Raw genomic sequence first — 25,718 nt, 5'->3', positions numbered from 1 at the left:
TATCACCTAAAATCTCACTTTTAATACTTCATCTCCAGTATTGATAGCATCTTCTGCTACAATATCAATTGCTGCAAAATCGTCACTATTAGTAATGACCATTGGAGTTATAGTATCTTCTGCTTGCTCTTCTACTAAACTCAAGTCTGCTTCTAATAATTTATCGCCTGCTTCTACTCTGTCTCCTACTTCTACAAAAGCTTCAAATCCTTCGCCACCCATCTGCACTGTATCTAATCCAACATGAATTAAAATTTCCACTCCCGAATCTGTTTCTATTCCGACGGCATGCTTAGTATCCATTAAGTTGACAATTTCACCTGCTACTGGAGATACTACTGTACCAGATTCAGGGTTAATAGCTAATCCTTCTCCCATTATTTTTTGAGCAAAAGTAGGGTCAGGAACCTCTTCTAGTTCTACTACTTGACCTTGCATAGGAACTAAAATAGTTTCATCTTCTTTTTGAACATTTATTTTTGTTTCGTCTTTTTCTTCATTATTTTCTTCTTGCTCTTGTTCTTCAGTTCCTGCTTCTGTTTCTTCTTCATCTACAACATCTTCATAATCTGGTTCTTCATCAAAGCCAATAATCCACGTAAAAACAAAAGCACCACCAAAAGCTAAAACCATACCGATAATATAATTAATTAATGAACCTGGTTCTACAATACTCATTCCTGGTAGAGCAGTTAATCCTAAAGCAGTCATTCCAACTTTGGTAAATACAACATAAGCTCCACCAATTGCACCTCCAATTGCTGCTGCAATAAATGGCTTTACTAATCTTAAATTAACACCAAAAATAGCTGCTTCAGTAATTCCTAACAAACAAGAAGTAGCTGCTGGAAGAGCAATTGCTTTCATCTGCGTCTTTTTTGTCTTGAAATAAACTGCTAAAGCTGCTCCCCCTTGGGCAGTATTAGCCATCGCCCAAATAGGCAAGAAAACATTTCTCCCTGTCTCAGACAATAATCCTGCTTCAATAGCATGAAAACTATGATGCACACCACTAATTACAATTGTGGAATATAGTCCACCAAAGATCAATCCTGCTATCACGCCTGTAGTATCATAAACTCCTTGTAAACTAGTAGAAATACCTTCACCAATTAAACGCATCACTGGACCAATAGCCATTAAGGAAATAAATCCTGTAGTCAAAATTGTTAAGAATGGAGTCACAATAATATCAAGTGCATCCGGTACAACTTTTCTAAAGTTATGTTCTACATGACCTAAAAACCAAACTGCAGCTAAAATAGGTAATACAGTACCTTGATAACCAACCATTCCTACCTGCATACCAAAAACTTCAATTGTCTTCTCTATTCCTTCACTCAAAGTCCAAGCATTCTGTAAGGCAGGATGAATCATAATTCCACCTAATACGGAAGCTAAATAAGGATTAGCTCCAAACTCTTTAGCAGCACTAAATGCAACTAAGACTGGTAAAAAGACAAATGCTGCATTAGAGAACATATCCAACATCGTAATAAATCCACTATCAGGACTAACCCAACCATATGTTTTCATCATTCCTAATAGTCCCATTAATAGACCACTTGCTACAATTGCTGGAATAATCGGTACAAAAATATTAGATAACATTCTAGCAAATCGCTGCGCTGGATTTAAATTCTTCATTGCAGCACGTTTAACTTCACCTTTACTTGCTTCTGAAATATTAGCTATTTCAGTAAACTCATCATAAACTTTATTAACCGCACCTTGACCAACAATGATTTGAAACTGACCGGAATTAACAAAAGCACCTTTCACATCTTTAATTCTTTCCACGGCAGCTTGGTCTGCTTTATCTTCATCCTTTAAAACTAATCTTAATCTTGTCGCACAGTGAGCTGCACTATCTACATTATCTTTACCGCCAATTGCATGAATTATTTCTTGAGCAACTTCTTTATAATCCATTTTCATCCTCCTCATGATATAATTAATTTATAGTTTTAATCATTTTTTATTTTGGGAACGATACCAAAATTACCTAAAAAATAGTGTTGATCTAAATTTGCGCAACACTATCTCTTTTTATAATCTGATAATCCATTACTTTTTTTTCTTCGCGCTTAGTACCATTAATATATTTTAATAAAATTTGTGAAGCTTCTTCTCCTGTTTGTTCATGATCATAATTAATTGTTGTAATACCAGGGTCAACCCAAGGACTAATATCGGAATTCCCAATTCCTACTATAGATATATCTTCAGGAACTTGATAACCATTCTGTTTGAGATATTTAATCGCTCCTAAAGCTAAACGATCAGTTACAGCAAATACAGCACTTGGCAATCTCTCAACTCGATTAATAATTTTTTTCATCCCTTGCCAACCTGATTCGATACTGAAATCGCCTTTATAAATATAATCGCTAAAAGTTTTCAAATCATTCTCCTGCAATGCTTCAAAATAACCTAATTTTCTTAACTGCCCCACAGCTACATCATTTTCTTCAACACCAATATAAGCAATATCTTGATGTCCCTGCTGAATTAAATGATTAACTATGCTTTTAGCAGCATCGAAATCATCTTGGATAACACAAGGGAAATCAAATATTTCACTAGTGTCTTGACCAATAATTACTACGGGGATATCTATTTTATTTAATGCTTCTAAGTGGTCATCAGTAATCTCAGTAGCAAAAAAAAGAATTCCTCTAACTCGTTTTTCCTTCAATAAATTAAGATAAGTTATTTCATCTTTAACATTTAATTTAGTATTAGTCAATAATAAATTATAACCATTTTGATACATCACATTACTAATTCCTTCTACAGCTGAAGAAAAAGTACTAGTATTAATCTTAGGTAGTACAACGCCAATTGTATCGGTCTGATTACGCTTCAAATTTTTAGCCAAAGAATTGGGCACATACCCTGTTTCTTTAATTACTTGTTGTACTTTCTCTCTTGCCTTATCACTTACATGTTCTGAATCATTGATCACTCTTGACACTGTAGATTTAGAAACACCTGCTAATTTAGCAATTTCTTTAATTGTAATCGCCATTTTTGCCCCCTTTCTGATCTGAAATACCTTTTGGGAACGATTCCAATTTTCTACACTGTGATTATACACAATTTATTTCTAAAAGTCAAATTATATATATAAAGTGTAGCTTGCTAGTAGGAGATAAAATTGTTTCTTCACTTATAAATCTAGTTTGATTCGTCTAAATTCATTCAATTAAAGTGAATTTAACTTAATTTAAATTGAAAATTAAGTAATACAAAATTAACTTTAATTTCACTTCATTAAGACTCATTACAAAGCTAGATTTAAATACGCTGCGAAATAATTTTATCTCCCACCAATGCAGTCTTACTTTAAGTGTTAGAGCAGAGATATACCATTTTGAGGTTGCTTATTTTTTGATTGTGTCTTTTGGTTTTGACTTTGCTTTTGATTTTAACTGTCTCCTACGAGTCTTAAAGTACAAAGAATCTTCGTGTAGCCCGCTTCTCTCTACTTTTATCTTGATTTTTTGGTCAATCTATATACAGCAATTCTTGCTCATCTTACTGCCAACTACTGTTTCACTGCTTAACTATTTTACTATTTTTAATAATTTGCGTCGGATCTTCAATTACTATTTCTGGCGCTCCCTTATGTTCTTTAATTTCACCTCGTATTCGCACTTGACGATTTAAAAAATAGTCTTCTGCTTCCACAGCAAACTTGTGTTCATCACTTGCAAAAATAACTGCACTGAATGTTTCATCATAATTATGAGCAAAATTTAAAAAGATAACTTCTCCTGAATCATAAGTATCTACCACTTCTCCAGTCACAACTACTCTTTCTCCAATATATCCTTCTGCATCTTGCCATGAAATCAACTTTGTTCCTGCATTCCTTTCCTGCCACAAACCTTTATTATTTCTTCTAGCAGTTATAACTTTTTCTTTAAATGTATTCAAATGTCTAGTATTAGGAGCAATAGTTAATAAATGAGCATAACCTTGTTCTAATAAATCAGCATTAAACATCGTACCATCATCTAAATAGACATAAGCTAAAGTCCGGTCATATTCATCAAATTTTTCCTTCCCATATTCTAGATAAATAGTTTCTCCTAATAGTTTCCGTTTAGTAAATGCTTTAGCCTGCAGACCATAATATTCAATTGGCCCATCTGGTGGATTAAGTTCAGGAGTATCTAAACCAATTAATCTTACATTCCGACCATCCGCTAGTTTAATTGTATCACCATCTATTACGCTAGATACTAGAACTTTTTCTAAATCCTGAGTTTTTTGCTCAGAAATTAGATTTTTGTTAACAGCTGAAACACAAGCAAAATTAGATATCATTAAAATCATTAATAATCCAATTATTAATATAAATTTTCGTTTCATTCTTCATTCCTCCTCTTTTAACTCAAAATTTGCAATTTAAAATTAAATCATATCTTTAAGTTTTGCAATTATACTTTCAGGATTATCAAAACTAGTAATTTTATCAACAAGTTGTCTGTTATCAATTAATTTTAATAAATCTACCATTGCATTATAATGCGATGATTTATCAATTGGAGCTAACATAAAAATTAGCTTAACTGGGTCATTCTTATGACCAAATTCTACACCTGAAGGTACCACTAATAAAGCCATATCCTGTTTTAATACTCCTGCTTCAGGTTTGGCATGAAGAAGACTTACCCCTGGAGCAATAACAACATATGGGCCTTGATTATTTATACTCTCTAACGACTCTTTAATATAATTATCTGTAATACTATCTTGATTTAATAAAATTCCACCTGTTTCTTCTACAGCTTGCTGCCAATTAGATACTTCAGAATTTATTTTAATTGTATCTGCAGTTAACAATTCTAATAATTCTGGACCGACTTCTTCTGCTTCCTGCTGATTTCCACCCTTATCTATTATATCAATTTCTCTTTCTGTCAAGAAATCATAGAGATCTTTTTTTAAAGCAATTTTATCTTTAACATCTGCTTTCCTCTCAATTATTTTTAGCAAAGTTTCTAAATTAATACTATGTTTTGCAACAGTGGTCTGTTTTTTACCGCTATCAAAACTGTAATCTGATTTTTTCTGTTCAATAAATTCTTGAATTCTTTTTTTATCTGAATCAGATAGCAACGGATTAACTTCTAATACTGAACAAAAATCAACTTCTAATCCAACTGTAGTAATTAACAAATCTATTTCATCTAAATCAACCTCTCCTTGCCGCAGTTCAAAAGCAGATAGAATTTCTACAATTTCAATATCTGAAAACTCTTTTTTTAATTTAGTAGCCAATAAATTAGTGGTTCCAATCCCGCTAGAACAGACTAAAGCAACCCTCAACCTCGGGAAATCCTGATTAGAATTACGCCGCTCAATTGCTGCTCCTAAATGCATCGCTAAAAAACCAATTTCATCTTGACCAACGGGCTTTTGTAATTCACTTTGCAATATTTTAGCCGCTCTTTTTGCTGCAGCAAACACCTCACCATATTTCTCCTTAACATCTACTACTAAAGGATTTTTTAGCGGTAAATCATACTTAAGACGATTAATAGTTGGTTTTAAATGTAGAGCCAACCCTAACATTAATTGTTCATCATCACTAAGCCTAATGTCTAAATAATCCTCTGCTACTTCAACCATTTCTTTTGTCATCATAATTAATTCGGGTGGTAAATCCGTATCAGCTAAATCATCATATTCAGCTTGGTCCCAATGTTGTCTGAGTTTAGCCCCCATTAAATGTAAAGTAATAAAAGCAATTTCTGAAATAGGAACTTCTACTTCAAATACTTCTTCAATCATTTCTCCTACTTCTTGAGCAACATCATATTCAGGACTTTCTTGTAACAAAGCTCGTCTTTCTTCAGATAATTCAATATCTTTCCCAGCTAATAATCTACTAATAGCTAACCCTAAATGAACTAGCAAACCAGCATAAGCTCCATCAGCTAATTGAAATCCTAATTCTTTCTCAGCCCAAGCAACTATATCTTCAATCTTAGCTAAATTAAGATCACCTACTAATTTATCCAATTCAGTTAAGAATCCTGTTTCTAATCTTTTATCTTCTAATGTCTTCTTTTGAATTTGACTTAAAAAACTAATTAATTCTTCTTCATCAGCTGTCTCTTCTAATACTGCAGTCATCGCATGGCGAATATTCATTTCATCCCCAGCTAATTCAATCCCATAATTAGTTTTTCTAATTAATTCTAAATCATATTCTTCTAACCATGCTTCAACTTTATTTAAATCTTTAATTACTGTAGAATTACTAACCTCAAGCATTGCCTCTAATTGCTTAATAATTATTGGTTCATCTGATCTAAGTAATTTTAATAAAATCAAATACTTTCTTTCTTGTGGAGATAATACTCGCTGATAACTATGTAAATCAACTAATTCAGTTGCTACTTCCTTTAACTTTTCTTCGGTACTATCAAGAAAGATTCCTACATGGGGTTTTCTAACTAAAGTAACATCATAATTAGCTAAACTATCTTCTAAATCATCTAAATCATAACGAATAGTTCGAGAACTTACATCAAATTTTTCAGCTAACTTTTTTATCGGTACTGCTTGTTTAGACTGTAATAAAGTCTTTAAAATCTGTGCTACCCGTGGTTTTAAACTCTGGTATGATGTCAATTTATTCACCCCTTTTTTTCTAGAGTAACGCAGTGCCAGTTTATTGTTTATTATTACATTTAAACTAATTATACCCTTTTTGATTCAAGAAATAAACTTCTAATTTTCAAAAAAACTAAAGGAACGGCAAAAGCCGCCCCTCTAATTATAAAAACAATTTTTAACCACCAATTAAGTGTAAGAAACCAGTAAAGATAGGTCCAATAACTGCGTAAAATGGATCTCCAAAAGTAGTTCCTGCCTGTTCAAGCATACCTGACATTGGAAGTAAAATTGCAGTACCTAAAGATAAAATAATACCGCCAATAAATGGACCAAAGACAGCACCTTTCCAACCGCCGGTAGCATTACCAAAGATACCTGCTGAGCCACCTGCAAAGAAGGCTGGTACAATTGCTGGTAAAATAATTGTAGGTGCATCAGCTAATAGCAAAATAAACATTCCCACTATCGTACCTACTGTACTAGATAAAAATCCCATTAATAAAGCAGTAGGAGCATCATTAAAGATAATTGGACAATCTAAAGCAGGACGAGCTCCAGGTACAACTTTTTCAGAGATACCTTCAAACGCTGGTACAATTTCTGCTAACATCATCCGGACACCAGATAAAATGACTGTTACACCAGCTGCAAATCTAAAGCCATGCATTAGAGAGAAGACTAAGAAATTTGTCCCACCACTAATATTACTCTCTACAAAATTTGGCCCAGCCAACAAAACTAAAATCAAATAAATGGGCGCCATAGTTACAGCCATAGAAACTGTACTATCTCTAAAGAAACTCAAACCTTCAGGCAAATCTATTTCTTCGGCATCTTTTGTATCTTCACCAAAGATATTACCTAACCAACCAGAAATAACATTTCCAATTGCTCCAGTATGACCAAAAGCAATATTATCATGCCCTTTTATTTTTCGCATAAACGGTTGGGTTAAGGCAGGCATAAAGGTGAAATATAACCCAGCACAAATACTACCTACAACTATTAACATTGTACCACTTAAACCTGCTACAGAGAATAAGACTGCAGCAAAGAACATAGACAAATATAACATAATATGACCAGTTAAATAAATATACTTAAAATTAGTAAATCGAGCTAAAAATAAATTAACAACAAAACCACCAACCATAATCAAGGCACCTTGACTTCCTACCTGTTCCATTGCAATTGAAATTACTGCCTCATTGTTAGGAACAACTCCATTAACATCTAAGGTAGCTTGCAGCAATTCGCCCATTGGAGATAAAGCTCCTACAACTGCGCCAGCGCCAATGCCAATAATCAGAAATCCGATAGTAGTTTTAAGCGTCCCGGAGATAATCTTAGTTAATTTTTCTTTCTGAATTATTAAACCAGCTAAAGCCACTAAACCAATTAAAACTGCAGGGTCACCTAATACTTGCTTAACTAAAACATTAATGAAACCCATTGTACCAACTCCTTTTAGTTAAGATTTAGTTTGTCCACAGCTCCTAGTATTTTCTCTCGCACTTCTTCTAAATCAGAGAAATCATCAATTACTACAATCTTTTCACGATCATGCCGATTGGCCAATTCATCCACAATGTCAGGAAAAGTTACAAATATGTCCGCATCTAAACCAGAAGATTCACCTAAACTTACAGTATCCACCTCTCCTTCTATACTTTTTTCCTTTAATACCTTTCTAATATTAATTTTTAACATCATACTACTGCCTAAACCATGACCACAAACTGCATATATTTTAAGCATAATTATTCCCCCTTTTCTTTAGAATTTAAAACTTCTGTTATATATTGATATAACTTATCAGCATCTTCCTTGGCATGCATTTTTTCTACGACATTATCAGACATTAATAATGTCGTTAATTCTGACATAGCCTCAACATGTTTTTCTTCATCTACAGCCCCAAAAGCTAATGCTACTTCCACGGGATCATTACTTTGATGACCAAACTCAATTGGAGGATCTAAAGTAATTAAACTCATTCCTAATTCTTTAACTCCATCCTCAGGGCGCGCATGTAAAATAGCTATACCTTGGGCCAAAACTACATAAGGACCATTCTCTTTGATTGAATTAATCATTGCTGTAATATACTCTTCTTCAATTAATTCATCTTTTAGCAATAATTCACCAGCTTTTTTTGTGACTTCCTGCCAATTTTCCACTTCTACTCCAGTTATTATTCTAGTCGGAGCTAATATTTCTAATAACATCCCCCCGCCCCCTTTCTATCATCGTCATAATTCTTTATTTTGTATCATCTTTTTACTTTTTTCTTCTAATTATATTGTACTTAGTAATTATTACAATCTCAACAGTTAATTACCACAATTATCTTCTAATGGCATTGTGGCAAAACTAGGTTAATTAATCCAAAATTGCCACAATCATTAATTAATTAATTCTTTCTCAAAACAAAAACAAAACCGCCTCACGGCGGCTACTTTAAAATTGATAATGGATTCCAACAGCAATTCCTAAAGATTTCATTTTTTCAAATTGATAATGATCAGTGAAGATATCTAAAGTAAAATTTTGCTGCTCCATACCTAAAGATAGACAACTGTTATGCCCAAATCCTTTAATATAATAACGCTTTGAACTAGAATCAGAATAGATGATTTTTAATGATGAAGTAACATAATCATCATTTCCTGGATTATTCTCTTCCCACTCTGCCCATTGAATTCGAGGATACAAAATAATTTTTTTGCGTTTGAAATATAAAGCTAAATTTAATGCCTGCGGTAGACGCTGTTCTAAATCTATGATTTCCTCTCGCCCTTTCATTGTGGCATTATAATCAATATTCCCTTCACTATCTCGACTTACATTATCAGTACTAATCTGTCCGCTTTGATGTTCTAAATCACTCCAATTTATTCTAGTAGCTAAATTATTCAATGCCAATTGAAAATAAAGGTCTGAATTAACTATAAATTTTGTTTTAAGATCTAAACCATAACCAGAACTAGTAGTCTTATTTGTCGGCTTATAAATTTCTGCTGTACCATAAGTTATTTACATCATCACTATTATCAGATTTAGGAATTGCTACACCTGAAAACTCTTCTCTATAATATTCAATACCTTCTAAATCTTTAATAGTAATCTCTAATCTTAATTTCCTTTTGCTTTCCAATTCTAATTCTTTGCTATAACTAACTTCTTGACCTAAATATTCAACTTCATTCCTAGCATAACCAATTGCTAAATTATTCTTTGTCACCGTATCATTTTTTACATGTTTTATAAATTCAATCAAATCAGAAGATCCCACTATATTTGTACGAGATTGATTAAAAAATTGAAATCTCCACTTTTTAAAACGCTATTTAGTATAATATTTATTATATTGTTTATACATCAAATCTTCATCTAGAAGAGGAATCTGGTCAAGATCAGGTACCGGAATTACAGAAGCATCTATTAAATCTAATTTCTTTAGCTTATCAATTTCTAGCCAATTATTTTCTAAACTTCTCTCTACATTATAACTAACAAGAACATCATTACTTTTTTTCTCTTCTGCAGCATTAATCTGAACTGAAATTAATAACAGCAAAATAATTAATATTAAGATCAATTTTATTTTGTTATTGCTATCAATTACTAAAATCATTATCTACTCCATCCTTTTTATAAAAAAACACCCAAAGTGGGTGCTTTTTTATTTAGCAATTCAATTTTTAATTAGTAAAGTGTTTCTGTAGTACCATCATCATAATGGATGGTTGGACCAAATGTATCTTCGTCAATTGAAGCAATCTCTTCATTATTACTATCTTTAATTGAACCTGTAACTTCTGATTGGGCTTCAGTTAAAGCAAACTCAATCTCTTGTTCATTAGTTAAAGTCAAAGTAGCACTGTCTTCAGTTTCAGATACTGCTAAAGAGCCATTCATACTTCTACTACCACGGCTATAAGCAATTTCTAAATAATGACTACCCTCTTCAGAATTATCAGCTTCGTTTTTATTTAAATTAGCACTCATATCTAGATTTAAAGTTGGATAGTCTACATGAGTTACTTGTCCATTAAATGTTACACTACCATAAGGAAAATCACTTTCAGAATAAGGATCATAACTAGCAGCATTATCTGCTGTAACCTCTAAAGACCCCTGCCAAGTGGTAGTCTGAGGATTAAGATCATTATAATCACCATTAAAACCTATAGTTTGAGGAAGAAGATCATTTTCATAAGGGTTTTTCACAAAATCAGCATCAAACTGACCTTCAAATTGAGCAGAATCAGTACTCACTAAACCTGTAAAACTTAATTCTGCACTATCTGGAGTTTCCGCTGACATATCTTCATCTCCGGTCAGACTAATATCTAATTCTCCATTAGTACTAATTACATCAGTATTAATGTTTCCAGTTAAACTTAAATCTGCAGTCCCTGTTAAATCAGTTTCAGCACTACCAGTTAAAGCAACATTCAAACTGACATCTCCACTTTCTGGGCCATGGAAAGTTCCATTTAAATTATAATTAGGATTAGCAGGAATTATAATGTGGTAGATAGTTCCATACTCGTCTATTATTTCAGCAGTAATTGTATCGGTACTATCATTACTTAATGTCAGACTGCCTTCATAATAATAATCACTTTGACTTGAATCGTTCACATTATATTCAAATTCTGCTTCTTCTAAATCAATAGCATAATCATAACCATCAGTTTGAGGATCAGTTGACTCTACTAGTATATTATTAAGATTAGTTAACTTAACAGAAACATAATAACCTTCATTAACAGTATCATTAAGCTTCCACTCCCAAAACTGTCCATCATTTTGATATTGCTCAACAAGTTCTACATCACCATTAGCTAGCAAATTATATTCTCCTGGCCTAGCCTCCATAAAATCTGATGTGATTAAATGATCAATTTCTTCCATCTCTGTACTTAAATTTTCAAAAAAACTAGCAATTTCTTGAGCAGTTTGATTCTGTTTTATAGCTTGCTGCTGTAAAGCCTGATTCATAAATATACCAGCATTTCTAACTTCTTGAGTCATTCGTTTAGCATCAGCACAAGCTGGATAACCAGGATTAGGAATTTGAGTATTATTAACAAAGTCTGCTAATTTACTTGTATTTATCTGTGGTTTGCCAGACGTATCAGTATTAATATCTCCACTACCAACAGTCAAATTAAGAGTTCCATTCTGAACTTTAGATAACTTCTTAGCCTTTTTCAATACATTTTCAATATCAATAGTAGTAATCTTATAATCATTATTACCTCGGTATTGATGATAGCGTAAAGCTGTTAATGTAGTAGCTCCATTAACTTCACCAGGTCCTGCTCCATCTAATTGCATTGTTTCCCCCACTTCAGGAATTAAAGTAGATAAATGTACTCTATTCTCTCCTACTTCTTTCTCTGCTACGATTAAAACATTAATTCCTTTTGGGATTTTACTAATTTGATAACTTCCATCATTTCCAGTAGTAGCTACTGTTCCCACTTGTTGATTAGTGTTAAAATTAACTGCTGTTACTTCCGCTTCTGTTACAGCTTGTTCAGTACCATTAGCTCTGACTTTAGTAATTAATAAATTAGCAAAGTGCTGCCATAATCCAGTATTACTAGCCACTGTAGTTCCACTAGGTGCTTTTACCGTACCTGAAATAGAAGTAGTTTCTAGTTTAGGTGCTGATTTACCTCCACCACCACCACTGCTACAGCCCATCAATAAAGAAAAAACTAACAATAAACTTATTAATAATCCACTCCAAGCTATTTTTCTCATCTCTTTTCCCCCTTTACTAAAGTAATTTTACTATAATTAAAAATTACCATAGTTATTTATTTCTTAAAACTAGGCAATTTTTGTTTTTTAGCTTTTTTTGGAAAAAGAATTCAAAAAAATAAATCCCGCCTGCATTAACAGGCGGTTTCCCGTAATCATTGGGATTAAAAATAGGAATCAAATAAGGCACCACTATACATAGAAGAAAAGGGGAATATTGATTGCCCTGACTGATTATAGAGACTATACTCACTCAACTGCGAATACTCTGAAATTGGCCCTGATAAAGTATTTTCTACTTGATCATTTACTTGGGAGGCAACACCAGTTACACTCCCTAAAGTTTCCTTTACTTCATCATAATTTTCTTCTAAGCTTTGACTAAATTCTTCTTCGTTCAAACTCAATGTTCCATCAATTCTACTTTCAATTCCAATCGCATCTAAATCACTAGCTGAACTTTCAGTAATACTAGTTAAATTTTGCGCTAACTCAAGTGAATTACTCTGTTGAATATTATCTCTCAAAAAACCGATTGTGTCATTAAATTGATCAACAAAAGATTGAGCAGCTTCCGTAACAGATTCATTATCTGGACTAACCGTAATTGTAGAACTTCCTGTAGATTGCAAATCAAAACTAAGTTGTCCATTATCAATTTCTAATTGATTACTAGTTGACACCTGACTTTCCCCGTTAACTTCGTATTCAGCATCTTGAGCAGCTTGAACTGTATTATCTAAATTAGTCTGAGTAGCTAAATCACCACTTACATCAGAAATAGCAAACTTATCACTTGTTCCAGTTGCATTAGATTCAACTTGTAACTGCTGAGTTCCATCATCATTAGTCACAATATCTGCACTAAGGTCTAATTCAGAATTATTAATTTCATCTTCTAATTTATTTAATACATCTGAATTAGTATCACTAGATAACACATTAATATTTATTTCTTCAGATTGGCCACCTTGGCTAAGCTGAATAGTATTATCTCCAGTAGTGAAACTACTAGCAACATCACTATCAAAACTAGCACTTTCATTAACCTGTGCTTGCGCAAGTTGATTGACTTGAACTTCATATTCAGTTGTAGTAGCACCTGTATCTGCACTAGCAGTTAATACATCAGTATTTGAACTAGATGCTATTCGCTCACTAAAAACAGAATCACTTTCTTCAGTCGTATTTAGAACTGAATCTGCTTCTTCAGTAATCAAAGATTCTGCTTCAGTACTTAAATCTGATAGTTGAGATTGAAAATTATCTAGATAATCAGTGTCAAGAGAATTAGTGTAAATTGAAGAAATGTCAGTTAAAGAATTGTTGACATTTTGAGTCCGAGTGCTCAAATTAGAATAGTTAACTAGGGAAGAATAAAAGTTATAACTATTAATATTGTTACTTGTGTTAAATAGGGAATAAGAACTATCAATTCTCATGGTGTCACCCCCTTTATGCAACTCTTATATATATTATACTAAATTTTTATTACAAAGTAAATAAATCTAATAAGTATATTTCAGTCTCCTAGTTAATGGAGGTGATATTATAATTGTGTCAGACGCTTGGGATAATGTAGAAGAAGAAGTCTTTCAGTCTCCTACTTTACGGAGTAAGTACTGTAATTGATAATTGGAATCCAGGAAGTGGTGAGGGATTTTACTTTCAGTCTCCTACTTTACGGAGTAAGTACTGTAATTGTAAATTGGCAGGGTGTTGACGCATATTATAATACTTTCAGTCTCCTACTTTACGGAGTAAGTACTGTAATGAATGGGGAAGAAAAGAAACAGGCTGTTTTAAATACTTTCAGTCTCCTACTTTACGGAGTAAGTACTGTAATCGCATATTTTAAAACATAATAATCCTATGATAGCAGTAATCAAAGTTCTTACTATCATCACAAAAACCTTTTATTTTTCTCAAACCAAATCTTGCATAAAACCCCAGGGGGTTTGAGAAACTTTTTTCATCGTTGCTATAATAGTAATTAGCAATGATATAGAAAGCTCACTCATATTCAATAATCATTTAAAAAACTTTAAAAACCATGGGGGTTGCGAAAATGGTATTTCAATTTATTAATTCACGTATTATACTTATATTCCTTCTTATTTATCATAATTATTATAATTAATTCTTTTGGTTTGCAACTTTTCTTTATAAGATAAATTATTATCAGATGCTTTCCCAAGACTACAAAATGGACAATCTTTAATCTCTTTTTCTCCCTTGGGAGTCCAATAATATGAGCCGCATTTATAACAATATACTTTTTTAATCATTATTATTCTCCCCTTTCACACATCCCCACAATAATTTTGATACTCACAATCTCTACATTTGCCGCGATCACTGGTAGGAGCAGGCATCTTTTCTGTTGCAATAATCTCATTAATCCCGCTAATTATTTCTTTAACTTCTTCTCTTAATCCCGGAGTTAATTCAACTTCTATAGTTTCTTTAGGAGGAATTAAATGAATTAACCCTCTATTTATTTTCGTTTGATATTGGTCTTCAACTAATAAACAATAAGCAATTAATTGATATTTATGGTTAATTCCAGGCTGACGATTAGTATACTTTAGCTCAATCGGAATATAATTTCCTTCTTGTACAACCATCATATCCATTTCACCTTTTAAATTTAATTCAGGAGATGACAATCTAACTCCAAATCTTTTTTCACCTTCTTCTAAACCATAACGCTCTAAAGTTCGTCGCGGTTCTAGTTCTTCGTTACGATCATGTCTTTCTTGACCGTTTTGCATTTTATAAGTTTGTCTAGGCTGTACTGGCATACAGTAAGTAAAATAAATAATACGCTGACAGTAAGCATATTGTTTAATATCAGTTACTTTAATCAATCTAATCACCTACCTCTTAATTTCTTGTTTTTGTTTTAAATCTTTATTGCAAATAGGAAATAATTTGATATCGCCCTCTTCTTCCCCTAAAATCTTATCTAATCTCAGCATTAACTCTTCTCTTAAATTTCTATTTAATCGCCCAATAAAAGCACTCCACTGAATTCGATGCAAATCATAATCTTTACAGGCTTCAGCTATTTTCTTTCTTTTCTTATCATCGGGAATATCATAAATAAGAATAGTTTTCATCTTACCACCCACTCACAAACGAATCATATTCTCTATTTCCTTTTAAATAAGAAGCTAATTTCCTCGCTTGTTTTTGAATAATAACTTCTAAACGATACTTCTTACCTTCGTATCTTTCTTTGCTTTTTAACCTATCTAAAATTTTATTAGCCAGTTTTTTTCGATCATCTTCAGCTATTCGACCCTCTTCAACTTCGAACTTAACATTCTGATTTAATAACCCAATAATAGTTTTATCTACTATAGTTTGTCTAAATTCTTCGATCAAATCTAGGGTTAGAGATGGTTTTCCTGGGCGGTCAGCATGTAAAAATCCTGCATATAAATCTAATCCTGCTCGTAAAATTGCAGAAGAAACTTGAGAATAAAGAATACCATAGCCATAATTCAATAATGAATTAACTAAATCTTCAGCTCCTTGTGTTTTGCGACCAGGAAATTCTAATTCATCAGGTAAAATTTCCTCGATAACCTGCCAATATTTTTGGGCAGCTCGTCCTTCACTTGACAAAATCAAGCTGCGGCATTCTTCAATATCATCTCCTGTTATATCTTCGAGTTCTTTTTTTATTTCTTCTATCTCTTCAATCTGATTATAAATCCAATCATAAAGTTCTTTGTTCTTTTGTTTCCTAGATTTGGCTAAGTATTTAAGTAAAACAATTTGATTATCGATTTTACCTTGAGCAAAAGTCGAAGCTAGCTCTAATCCCCGCTTATCTTGATAAGCCATTAACTGCTGGCGTCTAGTTTTAATTGTTCCTGTCATTGCTGCCGAAGATAACTTAGCAAGATGCTGACCGCGATAATCAACAAAATCAATTTGAATTCCTGCTTTAGCACATTCTTGAATCAAATCTGAAGAAAAAGAAACACCAGAACTAGAAATCATTATCTCTTTTAATCTAAAGAATGGTACCTCTTTGATAACTTCTTTGTCTTTTTTTACCACTACCCGCTCGCTCTTCTTACCTACAAACATACCATAGTCATCTACTACTAATGATTTTTGGCCCATTTTTAGTCCTCCTTTAATCAGTGTTACTTTTATTATAAAGAAGACTATTCCCAACGGGGTGAAAGTAAAAACTAATTTTTCAAAAAAAGAGAATGACCTCGGTTAAGAGATCATTCATTGAATAATTCTTTGAAATTTAATGTATTAGACAATTTTTCCATGAAATTATCTTTTTCTTCTTTTAATCGTTTTTCTAGTTCATCGATTTTTTCTTCTAACTCTTCCTCGGTTAAGTCAGGATTTTCTTTTAATAATTTCTGTTTGTCGATGTCTTTTAAGTCTTCTATGATTTTATCGAAAGAATTCCTTAATTTGTTATCTAATTCATCATTATTCATTAACTGTTTGCTGATTTTATCATCTATATCTGTCATTTGGATTAGCTCCTTTCTTTTTTATTATGATTCTTCAGTCTCCTAGTTAATGGAGTAAGTATTGTAACTTATTTAGCGGAACAAGGAATAGGCAGTGGTAGCTTTCAGTCTCCTAGTTAACGGAGTTAGTATTGTAACTTTAAAACTTATCTGAATGATGGTGCAGATAAGATCTTTCAGTCTCCTAGTTAACGGAGTTAGTATTGTAACTACTTCTCATAAGTAGTCGCCTCATAGCACTACCGCTCTTTCAGTCTCCTAGTTAACGGAGTTAGTATTGTAACAGTAACCAACACCCGAGAGGGTGTTTTTCTATTGCACTTTCAGTCTCCTAGTTAACGGAGTTAGTATTGTAACCGCAAATTTTACAGCATAACAATCCTATTATAGCAGTAATCAAAACATTTCCTATCATCAAAACAAACTATCACTTTTCGCAAAGTTAATCTTGCACAAAACCCCAGGGGGTTTGCGAAACCAACTTCATCCCTTGTAAAACATAGGCTTGAAACAATTCAAACTACAAATAACTCTTTATAACTCATCCCACAAATTAATACTAAAATGAGGGTTTGCGAAAATTAGTATTCTTTCCACATATAATTACTTTATATACTTCCGCTTCAAACTCCTTCTTAAAATTTAAGTATTACTAATTAATTTATAATTTCCTAAACCAAACACAGTATTTTTTCCTACATGAGTATATTGCCCTAAAATTAAATAAGGCAAAAATGGTTCTAAATCTCCTTGATAAACAACCTCCCCTACTAAGCCTTTCATTTTTATTTTCTTATTTTGACGGTTTGAATAACGATACCAACTCTTCCATCTAGTAGTATCTTTTGCTAGTTTAACTTCTTTTGCTTGTTCTAAATATTGATGAAATTTAATATCTAATTCTTCCTCTCCATAAAAAACACTTAAACTAGATAGTCTTCTAAATAAGTTTTTCATTAATTTATAAAAATCAATTTTCTCTACGAAATCACCTTTGTTTTTTAGTAAAGTTGGCGATGAAAATTTTAATTGTAATCTTTTTTTATCTAAAATAGATTTAAACTTTTCTAAATCTTCATTTGAAATAGTAATCTGCTGGGCATTATTATAACCAAATTCATTTGAAAAAATTCTGTTTTTGTTACCAGTAATTTTATTTCCACTCCAAATTTTTTCAACTATAAATTCACCTCTACCTACTCCGATTCCTTCTTTTTCTAACTGTTTCCAAGCTTCAATAATATAAGGCAAAAATTTTTTAGTATATCCAAATAAATTTAATTTGAATTCTATTTTTTCTCCTACTTTAACTATTCCTCCATTTCCAACCGGTTCAAAAACAAAAGGACGGGGTTTATTATTAAATCTTTTTGAAGTCTTTTCTTTTTCCTTGCCTACTAAGAATGGATTAAATAACAAAGAATAGGCACAATTATTATTTAAATTACATTCTTTACACTTTTCATCTTTCAAATTACAAGCGACAGTTTTTAATCCATGCCCAAAAGCACCCCGCAAAGTAGAACCGGGATGCTCAGGCAGTTTTATGTTATCTTGGGCTTGTAGAATAAAATCCAAACTCATAACTTCTAATTCCATAGTATCACTCCATAATCAATTTGTTGCAATTTTATAGTATTGATATCCTTCGCCAGATAATGTCTTTTCTAAATCAACCGTAAAAATTCGTTTATTATTCTTTCTCTTTAATTTTTCCTCACTATTGTAAATATTAACTGCTTCAAAAGTAGCTTCTGGCGGAATATCCTCAGTAAATTGAATTATTGATTTATTACTACTGTTTAAACTATTTTCCCCCATTAAATTCAAATATTCATTAGTTAATTCTTCAATTTGGTTAAAAGATTTAAATTGCATAAATGAACCTCTTTTGCCAAAATAATTAATTCTAATAGCTAATTTTTTCAATAACTGAATTTGTTCCTTTGAAAAATCTACTATCTCTAAAGCTATTTTTAAAGTGCCATCGAAAAATACATATTCACGATAAGCAGGTTTAGATCTGCCTTCTCTATTTCTTAAGTCTGTTATACGACCAAAAGTTTTATTAACTACTGCTTCACTAGGTAAATTAAATTTCACTTTTTTATCTTTAATCAATTCAAAAACTTCTTTACCTTTATTTAAATTATATTCATTAATAGCCTCAGCAATCAATCCCATCTTCACTCCATAAGGCGTAGGGAATAATAATGAAGTTGCCGCAGTATTAGTAGCATTAATATCTTTAAAAGAAAATAATGCTGTCGGTTTATACTCTATTTCTAGCCACATAAAACCCCTCCTTCATCTTCTTAAATACCATAAGGGACTGTATTATTAATTAATTCTTCAATAACTTTACAGAACTCAGACATGGAATTAAATTCTTTCAACTCTACATTTTCTCCTATAGAATTTAACGTTTTAGCAATAGATTTAATCTCTTCATTATAACCTGAATTCAATGCACTAATAGTTGGAGCTGGAACTGAACTATAACTCACACTCACTACCCCTTCAAAACTTGTCATGTGGGGTGCTTGGGTGTTCCTCATTGCTCCCTCAGGAGAGTAAAAACTCATCATCACTGATTTAAGTAATGCTTTGTATCTAGCTTCTATCTCTTCACTATCCAAAGCATATTCTTTAGAGATATCATTATACCCAATTCTAGCAACCTCTAAATTATTAACAACAGCATATTGCCCTGAATTGATTGGCCTATAAAAAATATTTTGTCCCTCGTTTTTCCCACTTCCTTCACTTTTATCTAAATCAGAATATTTAACATGAAATAAATTATCAGAATTGAACTGTTCTGGGATGGCTACTACCCAGCCAAACTCCACTGTTGAATCGCGACCTATATTTTTATTGTTATTAGTAATTAATATCCCTTCCGTATCATCAAGGGTACACATTTCAAGCATTTTATCAACTATCTCTGCTTTATTATCAGCATTTTTAGTAAATTCATCAAACTGATCATCAATTGTAATTCGATTAGCGTCAAACTTTTTACAACCCTCACATAAAGCTAAATTTTCATCTTCTTTAGCAATTTTAAACAAATGACTTGACTGAATATGCTTTAACATATCACCTGATATAGCATTAACTGTAGCTAATTTCCCAGCACCATCAGTAATAGTGACATTTCGAGTGGTCAATTGATTACCTTCAGATTTTTCATTATTTAAATCATGCAAATTCAAACCAACTTTCCCATTAATAGAGATTGAATAAACTTTCTTACTCATTATTATCTGCCCCCTCTTTAACTTCTTCTACTTTTTCATCTTTCCCAAATCCATACGCCAAAAGCATATTACCAATAATTTCAGAATCATGTTCATCAATTAAATTTACCAATTGTTCAAAGTCCTTAGTAGTCAAGTTAGAACGCATCGGGTTATTATTGTGAAAATTTTCCAACCCGTTTTCATTGTTATAGTCTGCCATAAATTCTGATAATTCAGTAACCAATGTTTCTTTATTAAGTGCTGCTCGTCTTAAATCTTGTAACAAACCAAATTTAATTTTTTTCTTATCATTGTGATAAATTGGGATTAAAGTACTATTTCTAATTGCCTCAGCAAAATTCTGAAAGCCCTCATTTTCTAAAATAGAAGAATAATTAGTTTGATCAACATTTTCTAATTTACTCATAATAAATTTAACACCTCGCTTGGTATATATTTTTGCTCCATTATCATTAGCTAATCTTTGAATTGCTAAAACTGCATGTTGATAATAATAATTTAGCAAATAATCAACTTTCTCAGTAGTTAAGAACTTATACAGTTCTTGAAAAATCTTAATGTCTTCATTTTTATCATCAATTGGTCTTATTAATTCCATAAATTCTTGAAATACTTCTTTAAACTTTACTTTATCTTTTTCTTCATCTAATACAATCCAGTTAGGGATATTTAGATCATAAATATTTTTAATCACATGGTTTTGACCCATATCAACAAGATATGCATTTTTTAATCCTTGAATATAGTTTCTTAATAGTTTTCTTCTTCTCCTTCGTCTACGATTATCAAACTGTTCTAATTTATCTAACAATTTAATAATAAAATCACTCAAAAACAAAATGTTTTGTTTTTCTAAAGTATTCGCTGGATAATAATCAGGTTCAATCTGATAATATAAACTATCAAAGTCATCTAATAGTACTTGATTTGGAATAATAACTGAATAAAGTCTATTTCCAGAATTCAAGCTTTTTAGCATAAACAATTTATAAAATCCAATTAATATTAGAAATAACTTAAACCAGCTTTCTGATGAATTTTTAGGACTAATTCTAGATGTGGAAGATAAATCATCTCTATTTAATCCCTTGACTCTTTTGGGTAATAAACTACTTAAAGCATTATGGCTCTCAGTGAAATCAAGCTTAGCTTGGTTGTAAAGTTCTTTAATGTTTTCTGTAATATTAGTAACATTTTCTGATTCAGGTAATTGATTTTGAATAATTTTTTTCACCTTGTTTCTTTTACTCCAATGATAATTATCAAAACCTTCAAATAACTGGTCTAAATTATTTTCTATCTCTTCTAATTCACTATTAGACAGTTCATTTTTTATAATCTTTTTAAATTTATTAAGCTGTATTTTAATAAATAATTGGTCTAAGTTATCTGATAATTGACTATAGTCACCTTGAGGCTCACTAAAAGAATCTAAAATGATAAATAATAATTCACCAAAGTATTCTTTTATACTATAGACATCATTCATTATCTTATTAGACAATGGTACTCCTGTAGTTTGACGAATTAAATTTGACTTATGCTTAGTAGCAGACCACTCTTTATATTCTTCATCTAATGTGAAATCTACTATATCTTCAGTATAATCTGGTTTGTTATCCATTTTGTCATAATATATTAATGGATATAACGTCTTGAATTCTACATCTGTAAAATTTTCTTTTATCAACTCTTTATCTGATTCAATCTGGTAGAATGAAGCCATATCTTTAATTACAATTTCTGGGTTTTCTTCACCACTTTGTATAAGAACTTGTTTGACAATTTCTGCAATTCCTCTACACAGCAAAATGTCACTATAATCCCCCTCTAATTTAGGTACATAGAATTGTCTCATTAAATCACCTCTTCCTCAAATTGATTTAGTTTTTTAGTTGCTCTTTGATCAGCCAATCTTAATATTCTAACTAAACTAAAATAAAATAAATAATGTTCAATTGTTTTTAGTCTTATTTCATCAGAAATATCCTCACTCGCTCTAGAATTTAAATATAATCTATCTATTCCTTCATTTATAAAGTTAATCAAACTATCTTCTGTAAAAAACTTTGCATTTATATTTAATAAATAATTTTTAGCAACCTTAGAAATGTTGTATTTATCAACTCTAGTTAAATTTATTGAATGGTGAGAAATAATAGATTTACCTATAATATCAATTAGTATTCCATCTTTATTCAAATAATCTAAAACAAAATCTTCTAATAAAGATAAGCAAACCCAAAAGCTTTCTGCCGCATGACTTGGTGGTTTATTATTTCTTTCTGCATGTGCTATAAATTCATATTTGCTTTTTTTATGGGCCAACTGCCACTCATCTTGTAACTTACCAAGATCATGAGACCAAATAGTGAATTCTATTATATTTCTAAAATCCCCATCATTTAAATTAAACTTTTCTTTTAAAAAGTTAATTAAATAGTTCATTTCTATTTCTAAATCCCTTACTTCATCTTTTATTCTACAAATATGTTGCAAATAACTTTCTTCATTATATTGTTCGTCATAATCAAATTCACGAGCTGAATAGGGTAATAAATCAAATTCTATTTCTTTATTTTTTTCTTCAAATTGTAATCCTTTTTCTTTATTATAACTAAAATAATCTGGATTAAGAATATACAAATTATTAGGATAAATATTATTAATATCTACTGCTCTATAAGTATATTTGAAATCACTATCATCATCTCGTTCAATAACTTCTTTAACTAACCAATCATCAGTATCATTATCTATTTCTTTTAATTTTTTTCGCAAAGTCCAAGGAGAAATACTAAGGCTTTGATAATTATAAGGCGACATTTTATCTACTATCCATTTTTTAATCACTACACTACAAGCAATAACATGGCGGATTAAATCTTTGAATTGACTTTTATCTGGATTTTTCCAACTTTTTAGAATGAAATCATCTGTACTATTATCAATTTTTTCATTAGCTAAAGCATCAACATTAGTTTCTTCACTATAAACTTCATTAATTATCTCTTGCGAAAGTTCAGGGTTTAAAACTTGTCCATCAATTTTTTCTAATGCCTCAAAAGTTTTTACAGTAACATCTCTATCATAAGGTAAATATTTTTTATCTCCTTCATTTAAAACATCATAGACATAAACTTGACCTTTTTGATTACGATATCTAGCACATCTCCCAATTCGCTGCAAAAAAGAATCTATAGAGGAAATTTCAGTATGCATAATATCAGAAGTAATATCAATTCCGACCTCAATTACTTGTGTTGAAATTAAAATCACGTCACTTTGTTTATTGTCTTTAGAAAACATTTTCTTTATTTTTCTTTCTTTCATATTACGATCTTTATCTAAAAATCTAGAATGAATTAACATTATATCAGTTTCTTCATTATTTTTTTCAAGCAATTCTTTAATATCATCATATATTTTTTTAGCATTTTCTACTCTATTGCACATCACTATACTTTTCTTTGATTGATCTGCATCAGTATTCTCAATTTGATTATGTAAATTAATTATTTTTTTAGCCTGCAAAGAATTATTTCTAATAAAAATTTTTCTCTCTTTACCTTGCTGAGTTACTATATCTTTTAAATATTCTGGTTTATCTGCTCTAATTATTTTAGCATCTAATTTATCTGCTAAATATTGTATTCTTTCTCGAGAAATAGTAGCAGTCATAATACAGAATGGTATTTTATCTTTTAGTTTTTCTAATAACAAAGTAGTCGTAGTATATGAACTACTTAAATCAAACAAATGAAACTCATCAAATATTAAGTACGAAGAGAATACAGCACCCAAATTAACGTTGCCTAATCTCTTAGATAGTGATATCGGCATGCTTAAAGCAGAAGATAAACTTTGGTCAAAAGTTGTAAATATTATATCACCACTAAAATATCTATCTTCTTTTTTCTCTCCAGTTTGAAGTGTAACATCAAACTCTTTATCAAAATTACCTTGATTAATTTCATCATATATATCAGTATATAAACTATTAACTAAAGTTCTCCGAGGAGTAGAATAAATTAACTTTTTCGGGAAATCAATTTTTTCTTCATTCCCAATTACGAAAGGCATAATAGAAGCTAAGGTTTTACCTGCTCCAGTCGGAGCTTGTAAAATAAGATTTTCTCCATTTAAAATTGTTTGGGCTACTTCTTTTTGATACTTAAAAGGAGAAAAACCATCAATCTCTTGTCCACTTTTTGTTTGGCCATAATAATCATTTATTTTAGCTTCTAATTTATTATTAGTCATTCCCATAAACCTCCCGCAATTTATCAACCTCTTCCCTAACTTCCTCCCTCAATCTCTCAGGTTTCAACACTTCAGCTTCAGCACCAAACCCTAAAATCCACTCCTTTACCTCATTAAAGCTACAAGTATTAATAGTCATAACCACTTCATCTTCATTTATTTCTTCTAATTCTTGAGTACTATGATAATTATTTTCCTTTACCTTTCTTACCGCTCTCCCAGTAAACTTGATTTTGATTTCTTCTTCCTCTTTACCACACTCTACTCCCCAAGCTGTCCCCAAATAATCTTCAACAGAAAAATCATCTGGATAAATAAACGATAAATCCAATAACTCAATTCCTTTAATTCTATCAACTCTAAACACTCTCATGTCCTGCCGCAAATTACAGTGGGCATAAACATAAAGAGCACCTTCATTGAAATCCAGAGCATAAGGAGAAATTTTCCTTTTAGTAACTTCATTTTTAGAAGCAGAATCATATTCAATTCTTACTTTTTTAGTTTCCTGAATTCCTTGCTGTAAGGTATTAAAAACTTCACTATAATTATTATAATCAACTAATGATTTTAAATTGAAATGAATTTTATTCTCTAAATTGGATAGTAAATAATTAGTTTCTTCAGGTAAAGTAGCCATCAATTTTGCTGTAGCCATATTAACTTCATTACAGTAAGGAAACTCTAAGTTATTCAAGATGTTATTTCCAGCTAATACTAAAGACAAAGCCTCTGAAACACTCAAATCTGGTGGGGTCATATAATAATCTTCGCGAATTTTATAACCATCTGTTCTTTGGTCTTTTTCAATTGGAATTTCTACTTCTTCTCTTAATTGTTTTAAATAACGATAAAAAGTACTTTCGGAAATATTCAAAGCATCCATTATTTCTTCCCGACTATATGTACTGTACTTTTGCTCGGTCATACTAATAAATTTTATCAACTTAGAAACTTTGGTTGAAATCCCCATAATATATTACCTCCATTTTCTTAATTCTAGATGATTTTAATTATCCCTCCAATAACATCCAAAAGTTTGTCTTTTAAATATCAAATTGAACTGAATATTATTCTCTAATTCAATTATATCTTCTTTATTCCCAACGGGGTGAAAGTGAAATTGATCTTTTACAAAAAATAAAGTAGTCCCTGCGGACTACTTTTCAAAATTGTATTAAGCTTTTAGTTTTGAATATAAAGTATATTCTTTAAATCTCCTACTTTATGGAGTGAGTACTGTAATTAATCTTTTCAA

23 protein-coding genes, 1 pseudogene and 1 CRISPR repeat array are annotated in these 25,718 nt (G+C 31.2%); all 24 genes and pseudogenes read right to left on the bottom strand.

Features of this window, described 5'->3' with window-relative positions; translation table 11 throughout:
- Window positions 1-6 precede the first annotated feature (6 nt).
- The 24 genes and pseudogenes from JOC47_RS15955 to JOC47_RS04580 all read right to left on the bottom strand — a co-directional run bounded on the left by JOC47_RS15955 (window position 7) and on the right by JOC47_RS04580 (window position 25,433).
- Complete coding sequence (locus tag JOC47_RS15955) at window positions 7-450, bottom strand: PTS sugar transporter subunit IIA (RefSeq protein WP_369127960.1); 444 nt, start codon at window positions 448-450, stop codon at window positions 7-9.
- Between the two features lie 123 nt (window positions 451-573).
- Window positions 574-1,932 (bottom strand): annotated as a pseudogene (locus tag JOC47_RS04690) (sucrose-specific PTS transporter subunit IIBC); the annotation flags it as partial.
- 91 nt (window positions 1,933-2,023) lie between these two features.
- On the bottom strand, window positions 2,024-3,031 hold the full coding sequence (locus JOC47_RS04685; RefSeq protein ID WP_204700826.1) for a substrate-binding domain-containing protein: 1,008 nt from the start codon (window positions 3,029-3,031) through the stop codon (window positions 2,024-2,026).
- A gap of 527 nt (window positions 3,032-3,558) precedes the next feature.
- The gene (locus JOC47_RS04680; RefSeq protein ID WP_204700825.1) at window positions 3,559-4,380 is read right to left on the bottom strand and encodes a thermonuclease family protein; all 822 of its coding nucleotides are present in this window, start codon (window positions 4,378-4,380) and stop codon (window positions 3,559-3,561) included.
- Between the two features lie 42 nt (window positions 4,381-4,422).
- Complete coding sequence (locus JOC47_RS04675; protein ID WP_204700824.1) at window positions 4,423-6,651, bottom strand: BglG family transcription antiterminator; 2,229 nt, start codon at window positions 6,649-6,651, stop codon at window positions 4,423-4,425.
- A gap of 160 nt (window positions 6,652-6,811) precedes the next feature.
- The gene (ulaA, locus tag JOC47_RS04670) at window positions 6,812-8,089 is read right to left on the bottom strand and encodes a PTS ascorbate transporter subunit IIC (protein ID WP_204700823.1); all 1,278 of its coding nucleotides are present in this window, start codon (window positions 8,087-8,089) and stop codon (window positions 6,812-6,814) included.
- Window positions 8,090-8,103: 14 nt separating this feature from the next.
- On the bottom strand, window positions 8,104-8,394 hold the full coding sequence (locus JOC47_RS04665) for a PTS sugar transporter subunit IIB (protein ID WP_204700822.1): 291 nt from the start codon (window positions 8,392-8,394) through the stop codon (window positions 8,104-8,106).
- 2 nt (window positions 8,395-8,396) lie between these two features.
- On the bottom strand, window positions 8,397-8,864 hold the full coding sequence (locus JOC47_RS04660) for a PTS sugar transporter subunit IIA (protein ID WP_204700821.1): 468 nt from the start codon (window positions 8,862-8,864) through the stop codon (window positions 8,397-8,399).
- A 232-nt stretch (window positions 8,865-9,096) separates the two neighbouring features.
- Window positions 9,097-9,561, bottom strand: a complete 465-nt coding sequence (locus JOC47_RS04655) for a hypothetical protein (RefSeq protein ID WP_204700820.1) — start codon at window positions 9,559-9,561, stop codon at window positions 9,097-9,099.
- Window positions 9,562-9,643: 82 nt separating this feature from the next.
- Entirely contained in the window at window positions 9,644-9,916 is a 273-nt protein-coding gene (locus JOC47_RS04650; protein ID WP_204700819.1) for a hypothetical protein, read from the bottom strand.
- A 66-nt stretch (window positions 9,917-9,982) separates the two neighbouring features.
- Window positions 9,983-10,273, bottom strand: coding sequence for a hypothetical protein (locus JOC47_RS04645; protein ID WP_204700818.1), 291 nt, complete (start codon window positions 10,271-10,273; stop codon window positions 9,983-9,985).
- A 71-nt stretch (window positions 10,274-10,344) separates the two neighbouring features.
- Entirely contained in the window at window positions 10,345-12,417 is a 2,073-nt protein-coding gene (locus JOC47_RS04640; protein WP_204700817.1) for a hypothetical protein, read from the bottom strand.
- A 164-nt stretch (window positions 12,418-12,581) separates the two neighbouring features.
- Complete coding sequence (fliD, locus tag JOC47_RS04635; protein ID WP_204700816.1) at window positions 12,582-13,859, bottom strand: flagellar filament capping protein FliD; 1,278 nt, start codon at window positions 13,857-13,859, stop codon at window positions 12,582-12,584.
- Window positions 13,860-14,531: 672 nt separating this feature from the next.
- Complete coding sequence (locus JOC47_RS04630) at window positions 14,532-14,705, bottom strand: hypothetical protein (RefSeq protein ID WP_204700815.1); 174 nt, start codon at window positions 14,703-14,705, stop codon at window positions 14,532-14,534.
- A 15-nt stretch (window positions 14,706-14,720) separates the two neighbouring features.
- Window positions 14,721-15,296, bottom strand: a complete 576-nt coding sequence (cas4, locus tag JOC47_RS04625; protein ID WP_338035319.1) for a CRISPR-associated protein Cas4 — start codon at window positions 15,294-15,296, stop codon at window positions 14,721-14,723.
- Window positions 15,297-15,539: a CRISPR-associated endonuclease Cas2 gene (cas2, locus tag JOC47_RS04620; RefSeq protein WP_204700813.1), complete on the bottom strand. Its 243-nt coding sequence runs from the start codon at window positions 15,537-15,539 to the stop codon at window positions 15,297-15,299. It abuts the gene before it with no gap.
- 1 nt (window position 15,540) lies between these two features.
- The gene (gene cas1 / locus JOC47_RS04615) at window positions 15,541-16,557 is read right to left on the bottom strand and encodes a CRISPR-associated endonuclease Cas1 (RefSeq protein ID WP_204700812.1); all 1,017 of its coding nucleotides are present in this window, start codon (window positions 16,555-16,557) and stop codon (window positions 15,541-15,543) included.
- 110 nt (window positions 16,558-16,667) lie between these two features.
- A complete protein-coding gene (locus JOC47_RS04610) occupies window positions 16,668-16,931 on the bottom strand; it encodes a hypothetical protein (protein ID WP_204700811.1) in 264 nt (87 codons plus the stop codon).
- Window positions 16,932-16,962: 31 nt separating this feature from the next.
- Window positions 16,963-17,288: a CRISPR direct-repeat array (repeat unit 37 nt; unit sequence CTTTCAGTCTCCTAGTTAACGGAGTTAGTATTGTAAC).
- 285 nt (window positions 17,289-17,573) lie between these two features.
- Window positions 17,574-18,530, bottom strand: coding sequence for a CRISPR system precrRNA processing endoribonuclease RAMP protein Cas6 (gene cas6 / locus JOC47_RS04605; protein ID WP_204700810.1), 957 nt, complete (start codon window positions 18,528-18,530; stop codon window positions 17,574-17,576).
- A 15-nt stretch (window positions 18,531-18,545) separates the two neighbouring features.
- On the bottom strand, window positions 18,546-19,226 hold the full coding sequence (locus JOC47_RS04600; RefSeq protein ID WP_204700809.1) for a hypothetical protein: 681 nt from the start codon (window positions 19,224-19,226) through the stop codon (window positions 18,546-18,548).
- Window positions 19,227-19,246: 20 nt separating this feature from the next.
- Window positions 19,247-20,194: a DevR family CRISPR-associated autoregulator gene (locus tag JOC47_RS04595; protein ID WP_204700808.1), complete on the bottom strand. Its 948-nt coding sequence runs from the start codon at window positions 20,192-20,194 to the stop codon at window positions 19,247-19,249.
- Complete coding sequence (locus JOC47_RS04590) at window positions 20,187-22,055, bottom strand: hypothetical protein (RefSeq protein WP_204700807.1); 1,869 nt, start codon at window positions 22,053-22,055, stop codon at window positions 20,187-20,189. Before JOC47_RS04590 ends, JOC47_RS04595 begins: the two co-directional genes overlap by 8 nt.
- A complete protein-coding gene (gene cas3, locus JOC47_RS04585; RefSeq protein ID WP_204700806.1) occupies window positions 22,055-24,460 on the bottom strand; it encodes a CRISPR-associated helicase Cas3' in 2,406 nt (801 codons plus the stop codon). The genes JOC47_RS04590 and cas3 overlap by 1 nt, the downstream gene beginning before the upstream one ends.
- Complete coding sequence (locus JOC47_RS04580) at window positions 24,453-25,433, bottom strand: helix-turn-helix transcriptional regulator (protein ID WP_204700805.1); 981 nt, start codon at window positions 25,431-25,433, stop codon at window positions 24,453-24,455. The genes cas3 and JOC47_RS04580 overlap by 8 nt, the downstream gene beginning before the upstream one ends.
- Window positions 25,434-25,718: the final 285 nt, after the last annotated feature.

Origin of the sequence: Halanaerobacter jeridensis (genome assembly GCF_016908315.1) — a bacterium.
Lineage (GTDB): Bacteria > Bacillota > Halanaerobiia > Halobacteroidales > Halobacteroidaceae > Halanaerobacter > Halanaerobacter jeridensis.
This window is presented reverse-complemented; position numbering and strand designations above follow the sequence as displayed.

Excerpts from the sequence above, each read along its gene's own strand:
- JOC47_RS04685 (WP_204700826.1), bottom strand. The coding sequence starts at position 3,031 with ATGGCGATTACAATTAAAGAAATTGCTAAATTAGCAGGTGTTTCTAAA.
- JOC47_RS04680 (WP_204700825.1), bottom strand. The coding sequence starts at position 4,380 with ATGAAACGAAAATTTATATTAATAATTGGATTATTAATGATTTTAATG.
- ulaA (WP_204700823.1), bottom strand. The coding sequence starts at position 8,089 with ATGGGTTTCATTAATGTTTTAGTTAAGCAAGTATTAGGTGACCCTGCA.
- JOC47_RS04665 (WP_204700822.1), bottom strand. The coding sequence starts at position 8,394 with ATGCTTAAAATATATGCAGTTTGTGGTCATGGTTTAGGCAGTAGTATG.
- JOC47_RS04660 (WP_204700821.1), bottom strand. The coding sequence starts at position 8,864 with ATGTTATTAGAAATATTAGCTCCGACTAGAATAATAACTGGAGTAGAA.
- JOC47_RS04645 (WP_204700818.1), bottom strand. The coding sequence starts at position 10,273 with ATGATTTTAGTAATTGATAGCAATAACAAAATAAAATTGATCTTAATA.
- JOC47_RS04640 (WP_204700817.1), bottom strand. The coding sequence starts at position 12,417 with ATGAGAAAAATAGCTTGGAGTGGATTATTAATAAGTTTATTGTTAGTT.
- fliD (WP_204700816.1), bottom strand. The coding sequence starts at position 13,859 with ATGAGAATTGATAGTTCTTATTCCCTATTTAACACAAGTAACAATATT.
- JOC47_RS04630 (WP_204700815.1), bottom strand. The coding sequence starts at position 14,705 with ATGATTAAAAAAGTATATTGTTATAAATGCGGCTCATATTATTGGACT.
- cas2 (WP_204700813.1), bottom strand. The coding sequence starts at position 15,539 with ATGAAAACTATTCTTATTTATGATATTCCCGATGATAAGAAAAGAAAG.
- cas1 (WP_204700812.1), bottom strand. The coding sequence starts at position 16,557 with ATGGGCCAAAAATCATTAGTAGTAGATGACTATGGTATGTTTGTAGGT.
- JOC47_RS04610 (WP_204700811.1), bottom strand. The coding sequence starts at position 16,931 with ATGACAGATATAGATGATAAAATCAGCAAACAGTTAATGAATAATGAT.
- cas6 (WP_204700810.1), bottom strand. The coding sequence starts at position 18,530 with ATGGAATTAGAAGTTATGAGTTTGGATTTTATTCTACAAGCCCAAGAT.
- JOC47_RS04600 (WP_204700809.1), bottom strand. The coding sequence starts at position 19,226 with ATGTGGCTAGAAATAGAGTATAAACCGACAGCATTATTTTCTTTTAAA.
- JOC47_RS04595 (WP_204700808.1), bottom strand. The coding sequence starts at position 20,194 with ATGAGTAAGAAAGTTTATTCAATCTCTATTAATGGGAAAGTTGGTTTG.
- JOC47_RS04590 (WP_204700807.1), bottom strand. The coding sequence starts at position 22,055 with ATGAGACAATTCTATGTACCTAAATTAGAGGGGGATTATAGTGACATT.
- cas3 (WP_204700806.1), bottom strand. The coding sequence starts at position 24,460 with ATGACTAATAATAAATTAGAAGCTAAAATAAATGATTATTATGGCCAA.
- JOC47_RS04580 (WP_204700805.1), bottom strand. The coding sequence starts at position 25,433 with ATGGGGATTTCAACCAAAGTTTCTAAGTTGATAAAATTTATTAGTATG.